The organism is Nocardioides pelophilus (assembly GCF_014180685.1).
Taxonomy (GTDB): domain Bacteria; phylum Actinomycetota; class Actinomycetes; order Propionibacteriales; family Nocardioidaceae; genus Nocardioides; species Nocardioides pelophilus.
Window position 1 is genome coordinate 1 of the sequence record NZ_JACEHF010000179.1, and the last position, 8,125, is coordinate 8,125.

Sequence of the window (8,125 nt, forward strand, 5' to 3'; positions counted from 1 at the left end):
CGGTGGTCGAGGAGGTCGCCCTGGCGACCGTCTCGAGACCCCCGGCGTACGGCTCCTCGGCACCCCCGGTGGTCGAGGAGGTCGCCCTGGCGACCGTCTCGAGACCCCCGGCGTACGGCTCCTCGGCGGCCAGCTCCGCCCGGATGGTGTGGCTCGGCTGGTCGAAGTTGCCGGGCACCTGGAACGCGAACCAGCCGCCCGGGCGCACCTGCGCGACCAGCCGCGGCAGCAGCTCGAGGTGGTCGGGCAGCCACTGGAGCGTCGCGTTGGAGACGAGGACGTCGACGCCGTCCGCGGACGCCGACCAGTCGCGGACGTCGCCGACGTCGAACGCCACCCGCGAGGCGGCCGCACTCCCCCGCGCCTTGGCGATCATCTCGGGGCTGCTGTCGATGCCGACCACCTCGGCGTCCGGCCAGCGCTCGGCGAGCAGCGCGGTGAGGTTGCCCGGACCGCAGCCGAGGTCGACGACCGATCGGGGGTCGGGGGCGGCGATGCGCGCGACCAGCTCGACGAACGGGCGGCCGCGCTCGTCGGCGTACGTCAGGTAGCGGTCGGGGTCCCAGGTGTGGGTCACGGCGCCTCCTCGGCGAGGTACTCGAGCACCCGCGCGTTGACGACGTCGGGTCGCTCGAGCTGGAGGAAGTGGCCGGCGTCGGTGATGACAGCGGCCCGGCCACCGGGGCCGAGCCGGCCGCTGACCCGGGTCGCCCAACGGGCGTCGAGGCAGCCGTCGTCGGCGCCCTGGAGGTAGAGCAGCGGCACCCGCGGCGACCCGACCCAGGCCTCGGCGAACCGCCGGTAGCGGCTCGGCAGCTGCCACTGACGCGGCTGAGCGCGGTAGTAGCCGAGCGCGGCCGCCTTGCGCTCGGTCGTCGGGAGCGAGGCGGCGAGGTGCGCGAGATCGGTGGTGGCGTCGTACCCGGGCGACCAGCGGCGCCACAGGTGGGCGACCAGCTTGTCGAAGTTGCGCTCGGGGAGCGCGGGGAGCTGGTTGAAGAGGGTGTACCAGCTCAGCGCGGCCTGCAGCTCGAGCACGTCGCTCATCAGCGCCGGCACGTGATAGCTGCCGTCGGCCGGGATGCCGCTCGGCCCGTAGCCGCGGGTGAACGGCGCGACCACCCGGTAGCCCGCCTCGGCCAGCGCGGGGCCGAGGTGGCGCCAGGTGTGGGCGGTGTCCGGGAAGCCGTGCAGCAGCACGGCCAGCGGGGCGCTCGCGTCGGCGGTCGGGCCCCACGCGAGGGAGGCCAGCCGGAACTGGTCGAGGTCGGTGGTGATCTGGTCCACGGCCCGACCCTATCCCCGATTTATCTTGATATCAAGATTCTCGAAGGGTCCGGTACCGTGGTGCCATGGCGGGACGGGACGAGGTCGACGCGCTGCTCGACGCATGGGCGCGCGAGCGGGACGACCTCGACCTCGCGCCGGTCGCGATCTTCAGCCGGATCTCCCGGCTGGGCCACCACGTCGAGCGCGCCCGGCGGCAGGCGTTCACCGCCCACCAGATCGAGCCGTGGGAGTTCGACGTGCTCGCCGCGCTGCGCCGGACCGGGGCGCCGTACGAGCTGTCGCCGGGGCGGCTGCTCCGCGAGACCCTGGTGACCAGCGGCACCATGACCAACCGGGTCGACCGGCTCACCGCCCGCGGCCTGGTGGAGCGCCACCCGGACCCGTCGGACCGCCGTGGCGTGCTGGTGCGGCTGACCCCCGAGGGCAAGGAGACGGTCGACGGGGCGTTCACCGCGCTGCTCGAGGCCGAGCGCGAGATGCTCGCCGACCTCCCGGCCGCCGACCAGAAGGCGCTGGCCGGGTTGCTGCGGCGACTGCTGGTGCCGTTCGCGGACTGAAGGCTCAGGCAGGCTCGACGACGATCAGGTCCGGCATCGCGAGTGCGCGCCAGCGGTCGAGGTCGGGCGCGGCCCCGGTGAGCTCGGCGACCAGGACGGTCCAGGCGGTGCCGTGGCCGACGAGCACCAGGTCGGTGCCGGGGTGGTCGGCCATCAGCCCGCGGACCGCCGTGGCGACCCGGTCACGACAGGCCTCCAGCGGCTCCCAGCCGTCGTACGCCGCCGCGGCGGGCTGGTCGAACGCACGCTGGACCGTTCCTGCGAAGTCGTCGATCCAGTCGGTCGACTCCCGGACGTGCTCGCGGAGGCCGTCGACGATCCCGACCTCGCCCTCGGCGAGCAGCTGCGCGGTCTGGACCGCCTTCGGTTCGGGCGAGGTGAACCAGGCGGCGCGATCGGGCAGCCGACCGGACTCCCGGAGCGCCCACACGTCGTCGAAGCCGGCTGGGTCGAGCTCCCACTCCGCTGCCGGTCGGCCGTGGTCGACGAGCGGCCGGCCGTGGCGGACCAGGTGCAGCGTCACTCCAGCCGTCATTCCAGCACCGCGGCGGCCTCGAGCCACTCGAGCTCGGCCGTCTCCTTCTCTGCCAGCACTGCGGTCAGCTCCGCCGACAGCGCGGTGAGCCGCTCGTGATCGGTGGCGTGCGCGACGATCGCCTCCGACAGCTCCGCCTCCCGGGCGGCGAGCCGCTCCAGCTGCTTGTCGAGCCGGGCGAGGGCCTTGCGCGCCGTACGCTCCTCGGCGGAGCCCGACCGCGCCTTCGGCGCAGCGGCGCCCCCGTCACCGACGCCTTCGGGGCGAATCGGTCCGCTCGGCCCCGAGCTCGTCAGCGACGCGGCTCCGAGCGCGGCAGCGCGGCGTTCCAGGTACTCGTCGACGCCGCGGGGCAGCATCGAGATCTGACCGTCGCCGAGGAGCGCCCAGACGGAGTCGGTGACCCGCTCGAGGAAGTAGCGGTCGTGGGAGACGACGACGAGGGTGCCGGGCCAGCCGTCGAGGAAGTCCTCGAGCACGTTGAGGGTCTCGATGTCGAGGTCGTTGGTCGGCTCGTCGAGCAGCAGCACGTTGGGTTCGGTCAGCAGCAGCCGCAACAGCTGGAACCGCCGCCGCTCGCCACCGGACAGGTCGCCGAGCCGGGCGGTGAGCTTGTCGCCGGTGAAGCCGAACCGCTCCAGCATCGCGGAGGCCGTGATCTCGCCGTCGGCGGTCTTGGTCACCCGCCGGATCGACTCGACGGTGTCGAGGACGCGCCCCTCCGGGTGGTCGAACTCGAGGGCCTGCGTCAGGTGCTGGAGTACGACGGTGCGCCCGTGCCGCACCCGCCCCTTCTGCGGCGCCAGCTCGCCCGAGAGCAGCGACAGCACCGAGGTCTTGCCCGCGCCGTTGACGCCGACGATGCCGACCCGGTCGCCGGGGCCGAGCCGCCAGGTGGCGTGCTTGAGGAGCACCCGGTCACCACGGGCGAGGTCGACGTCCTCGACGTCGAGCACGTCCTTGCCGAGCCGCTGGGCCGCGAACCGCTGAAGCTCGAGCCGGTCGCGCGGCGGCGGCACGTCCTCGATGAGCGCGTTGGCGGCGTCGATCCGGAACTTCGGCTTCGACGTGCGGGCCGGCGGCCCGCGCCGGAGCCAGGCGAGCTCCTTGCGCATCAGGTTCTGGCGCCGGACCTCCGACGACGCCAGCTGCCGCTGGCGCTCGGCCTTCGCGAGCACGAACGCGGCGTNGAGCACGAACGCGGCGTAGCCGCCCTCGTAGGCGTCGATGACCCCGTCGTGGACCTCCCAGGTCTGCTGGCAGACCGCGTCCAGGAACCAGCGGTCGTGGGTCACGACCACCAGCGCCGACGACCGGCCGGCGAGGTGCTGCGCCAGCCAGGCGACCGCCTCGACGTCGAGGTGGTTGGTCGGCTCGTCGAGGACGATCAGGTCGTGCTCGCCGATCAGCAGGCCGGCCAGCCCGCACCGCCGGCGCTCGCCCCCGGAGAGCCCCGCGACCGCCCGGTCCAGCTCGACGTCGGCCAGCAGCACGGTGACGATCTCCCGGAGCGTCGGGTCGGAGGCCCACTCGTGGTCGGACCGCCCGCCGAGCACCACCTCCCGCACTGTGTGGGTGTCGGAGAACTCGTCGGTCTGGCGCAGGTAGCCGACGAGCAGACCCCGCTGCCGGGACACCCGGCCGCCGTCGGGCTCCTCCTCGCCGGTCATCACCCGCAGCAGCGTGGTCTTGCCGTCGCCGTTGCGGCCGACGATGCCGATCCGCTCACCGGCCCCGATGCCGAGGGAGACGTCGGTGAGGAGCGGGCGGACGCCGTAGGACTTGGAGACCCGTTCGAGGTTGAGCAAGTTAGCCATACGCCACCACGTGCGCGCCGGCGACCGGCCCGTGCGCCACTGCCGTCCGGGTGTAGCCGCGGCCGGCGAGCCGGCCGGCGACCTCGCGCGCGTGGTCGGCGTCGGTCGCCATCGCGAGCATCGTCGGACCGGAGCCCGACAGCAGCGTGGTGGCCGCGCCGCACTCGAGGGCCGCCTCGGCCGTGGTCTGGAGGTCCGGCCGGAGGTAGAAGGCGGCGTCCTCGAGGTCGTTGTAGAGGAACATCGGGAGGCCGTCGGGGTTGTCCTCGGGGTGGCGCAGCGTGTCGAGCATCGCGGGCCGCACGCGGTAGTCGTGGTCGCCGCCCTCGAGCAGGTCGTAGGCGCCGTAGACCGACGGGGTGGAGAGTCCCTCGTCGCTGAAGACGACCACCCACCACCAGGTGCCAGCGTCGTCGACGGGGGTGACGACCTCGCCGCGGCCGGTGCCGGTCGCCGTGCCGCCGACCAGGGCGAACGGCACGTCCGACCCGAGGTCCGCGGCCAGCGCCAGCAGGTCGTCGTCGGACGTGTCGAGGTTCCACAGCCGGTCGAGCGCCACCAGCGTCGCGGCCGCGTCGGCCGATCCACCGGCCATGCCGCCCGCGACCGGGATGGTCTTGCGGATCTCGATCTCGGCCGCCCGCTCGATGCCGTGGTGCGCGGCGAGCGCCTTCCCGGCCCGCACCACGATGTTGGTGTCGTCGTCGGGCACCGCGCTGCCGTCGACGTGGTCGCCGTCGGCCAGCAGCGTCACCGCCCACTCCTCGGCAGCGGTCACCGTGACGTCGTCGTAGAGGGAGACGGCCTGGTAGACGGTCTCCAACGGGTGGAACCCGTCGTCGCGCACCTTGCCGACGCCGAGGTAGACGTTGATCTTGGCGGGCGCGCGGACGGTCACCGAGACCGGGTCCGGCAGCAGCGCTTCGCTCACGGAGCCGATCCTGCCAACTCCTCGGCGATCCGGACGAACTGGGCGATGCCCAGCGACTCCCCGCGGGCCAGCGGGTCGACCCCGGCCGCCTCCAGCGCGGCCGTCGCGGCCTCGGCCGAGCCGGCGAGCTCACGCAGCGCGCCGCGCAGGGCCTTGCGCCGGTGGGCGAACGCGGCATCGACGACGGCGAACACCTGCGCGCGGCCGACCGCGGTCGTCGGCGGCTCGCGACGGGTCCAGGCGACCAGGCCCGAGTCGACGTTGGGCGCCGGCCAGAAGACGTTGCGCCCGATCGCCCCGGCCCGGCGTACGTCGGCGAACCAGGCGGCCTTGACCGAGGGGATGCCGTAGGTCTTCGAGCCCGGCGGAGCCGCGAGCCGGTCGGCCACCTCGGCCTGCACCATCACCAGGCCGTGCTCCAGCGACGGCAGCAGGGTCAGCAGGTGGAGCAGCACCGGCACCGAGATGTTGTAGGGCAGGTTGGCGACGAGCGCGGTCGGCGGCGGGCCGGGGAGCTCGGTGATGTGCAGCGCATCGGCGAGTACGACGCGCACCCGGTCGGCCTGCTGGGGAGCGAACTCGGCGATCGTGCCCGGGAGCGCCTCCGCCAGCACCGGGTCGACCTCGATCGCGGTCACCGAGGCGCCGGTCTCGAGCAGCGCCAGCGTGAGCGACCCCAGACCCGGCCCGACCTCGACGACCACGTCGTCCCCGGTGACGCCGGACTCGCGCACGATCCGACGCACCGTGTTGGCGTCGATCACGAAGTTCTGGCCGCGCTGCTTGGTGGGCCGGAGGTCGAGGCCGGCCGCGAGCGAACGCACCTCCGCCGGCCCGAGGAGTCTGATCGACCGCTCGGGACCGGCGGAGGTGTTCATGCTGGGAGGTTAGTGCCCTCGATCAGGTGAGGGTCACATCGGCAGGCCGAGGCTGGCCGCACAGCCGGGCCACGAGCCGTAGCCGCCGGTGGCCGCCCGGAGCCGCTCGGCGACAGCGATCTGCGCCTCCCGGCTGTTCTGGTGCGGGTAGCCGGAGCCGCCGTACGCCTGCCAGGTGCCGAGGTTGAACTGCAGACCGCCGTAGTAGCCGTTGCCGGTGTTGATGGCCCAGTTGCCGCCGGACTCGCACTGCGCCAGGGCGTCCCAGACGGTGCTGCCGCCGGCGAAGTTGGAGGTGACGACCTCCTGGGTGCCGACCTCGACGATCTCGGCCACGGCCTCGTCGGTCACCTTGGAGGTGACGACGGTGCGCTTGACCTCGACGCCGTTGCGGTAGCGGATCTTGTAGACCACGTTGCGCATGCCGGGCTCGCCGGAGCGGACCACGGTCTCGGTGCCCTCGGGCGACGAGGAGTCCTCGCGCGTGATCGTCTCGGCGGAGAAGGACTCGCCCTTCACCTTCTTGGTCTTGATCTCGATGTCGACCCAGCGGACCTTGTCGCCGTCCTCGAGCTTGGCGTCGCGCTTCGGGAACACCAGGTCGTGCTTGTCGAGCTTGACGTCGAGCGCGCGCAGCGCGCCGGCCGTCGTGAGCGCCGGCACGGAGACCTTGCGGGGCTTCTTTCCGGCGAGCGTGACCTTCAGCGTCTTGGGGGTGACGATCTCGAGCTCGAGGCCGCCACGGTCGATCGTGGTGCCGCGGCTGGTCGACAGCCGGGCGCCGCGATAGAGCGCTCCGATCTGACTGAGCGCGCCGTCGACGTCGGTCGCCGTCACCCAGTGGGTGCGGGTCTTCCCGTCGACGGTCAGCTCGACCTCGCGACCGAAGCGCACCGCGATGCGGGTGCCGTCGGAGATCTCCTCGTCGGCGTCGGGCAGCACGACGTCGTGCTCGCCGAGCTCGATGCCCTCGGCCTCGAGGACGTCGCCCACGGTGTCACCGAGGACGCGCACCTCGCGCTCCTGGCCGTCCACCGAAAGGGTGACGGGAGTCGTCATCGACCGGTAGCCGAAGGACGCGCCGGAGACGGCGAGCAGGACGACGGTGACGGTGGCGATGAGAGCGACCCTGCTGTGCGCTGCCCACCCGATCAGGGCGGAGGCACGGGCCTTCAGTGAAGACCGGGCTGAGTCGTGGTCTGGATCTTGGGTTGCGGTCGGGACGGGCTGTTGGGTGTGCTCGTCGAGAGACACAATTCTCCGAACGTCGTGCTCCCCGGGCCTCAGGCTGCCAGCGTGGATCCCCCCAGGGAGGTGGCGCTCCGTCGTACCTCACACGTACGGCGGCCGGTGCCGATGCTGGCCGGTGAATCTTGCCGATCCCGGCTATCTGGCATCTACCAGAACAAAAGCAAGCACCCGAATGCAAACCGGGGACACCGGGTTCACGCTCAGCAGGTGACTCGAGTCACCTCGAAACCGCCACTTTCGCCCCATCAGCCCCAGCCGAGCGCTAACTGGTTGTTAGCACCTACCAGGTGCCGCCGAAGGCTCGTTCGGTGTTGGCGTCGATCGCCGCGCAGAGGTCGCCGAGGTCGTCGCCCCGCTCCTCGGCCATCGCCCGCACGGTGAGCGGGACGAGGTACGACGCGTTGGTCCGGCCGCGCCACGGGTGGGGCGTGAGGTACGGCGCATCCGTCTCGACCAGCACCCGGTCCGCCGGCGTGACGACGAGGGCCTCCCGGAGCGGAGCGGCGTTCTTGAAGGTGACGGTGCCGGCGAACGACAGGTAGGCGCCGCGGTCGAGGCACGCGCGGGCGAACGCCGCGTCACCGGAGAAGCAGTGCATCACCCAGCGCTCCGGCGGACCCTCGGCGTCGAGCACGTCGAGCACCTCCTGGTGGGCGTCGCGGTCGTGGATCACGAGGGTCTTGTCCAGCCGCTTGGCCAGGTCGATGTGCCAGGCGAAGGAGGTCACCTGTGCGGCCCGCCCCTCCGGGCCGGTGCGGAAGTGGTCGAGCCCGGTCTCCCCTACGGCCCGCACCCGCGGGTGGGCGGCGGCGAGCTCGCCGATCGCCTCGAGCGCGGCGTCGAGGCCGCCGGCCGCGGCGGGCCGC

Annotated in this window: 9 protein-coding genes; 1 reads left to right on the forward strand and 8 read right to left on the reverse strand. The window is 72.8% G+C overall.

Features of this window, described 5'->3' with window-relative positions:
- Both H0488_RS19980 and H0488_RS19985 read right to left on the reverse strand, forming a co-directional pair.
- Positions 1-577: methyltransferase domain-containing protein (locus H0488_RS19980; RefSeq protein ID WP_183100984.1), on the reverse strand; the 577-nt coding region annotated here is incomplete at its 3' end.
- Positions 574-1,287 (reverse strand): alpha/beta fold hydrolase, encoded by a 714-nt coding sequence (locus H0488_RS19985; RefSeq protein WP_183100985.1) that lies wholly within the window; start codon positions 1,285-1,287, stop codon positions 574-576. The genes H0488_RS19985 and H0488_RS19980, both read right to left, overlap by 4 nt.
- 65 nt (positions 1,288-1,352) lie before the next feature.
- On the opposite strand from H0488_RS19985, the gene H0488_RS19990 reads away from it, so the two are divergent.
- The gene (locus H0488_RS19990; protein WP_183100986.1) at positions 1,353-1,847 is read left to right on the forward strand and encodes a MarR family winged helix-turn-helix transcriptional regulator; all 495 of its coding nucleotides are present in this window, start codon (positions 1,353-1,355) and stop codon (positions 1,845-1,847) included.
- Positions 1,848-1,851: 4 nt separating this feature from the next.
- Here the strand turns inward: H0488_RS19990 and H0488_RS19995 are convergent, their stop codons facing one another.
- The 6 genes from H0488_RS19995 to H0488_RS20020 all read right to left on the reverse strand — a co-directional run.
- A complete protein-coding gene (locus H0488_RS19995; RefSeq protein WP_183100987.1) occupies positions 1,852-2,370 on the reverse strand; it encodes a histidine phosphatase family protein in 519 nt (172 codons plus the stop codon).
- Positions 2,371-2,378: 8 nt separating this feature from the next.
- Positions 2,379-4,199, reverse strand: coding sequence for an ABC-F family ATP-binding cassette domain-containing protein (locus tag H0488_RS20000; protein ID WP_183100988.1), 1,821 nt, complete (start codon positions 4,197-4,199; stop codon positions 2,379-2,381).
- Positions 4,192-5,130, reverse strand: coding sequence for a 4-(cytidine 5'-diphospho)-2-C-methyl-D-erythritol kinase (locus tag H0488_RS20005; protein ID WP_183100989.1), 939 nt, complete (start codon positions 5,128-5,130; stop codon positions 4,192-4,194). The genes H0488_RS20000 and H0488_RS20005 overlap by 8 nt, the downstream gene beginning before the upstream one ends.
- Entirely contained in the window at positions 5,127-6,008 is an 882-nt protein-coding gene (gene rsmA, locus H0488_RS20010) for a 16S rRNA (adenine(1518)-N(6)/adenine(1519)-N(6))-dimethyltransferase RsmA (RefSeq protein ID WP_183100990.1), read from the reverse strand. Before rsmA ends, H0488_RS20005 begins: the two co-directional genes overlap by 4 nt.
- Positions 6,009-6,041: 33 nt before the next feature.
- Positions 6,042-7,067 carry a resuscitation-promoting factor gene (locus H0488_RS20015; protein WP_183100991.1) on the reverse strand — a complete coding sequence of 342 codons (1,026 nt, stop codon included), beginning with the start codon at positions 7,065-7,067 and terminating at the stop codon, positions 6,042-6,044.
- A gap of 472 nt (positions 7,068-7,539) precedes the next feature.
- A partial coding sequence (locus H0488_RS20020) for a TatD family hydrolase (RefSeq protein WP_183100992.1) occupies positions 7,540-8,125 on the reverse strand: 586 nt, incomplete at its 5' end.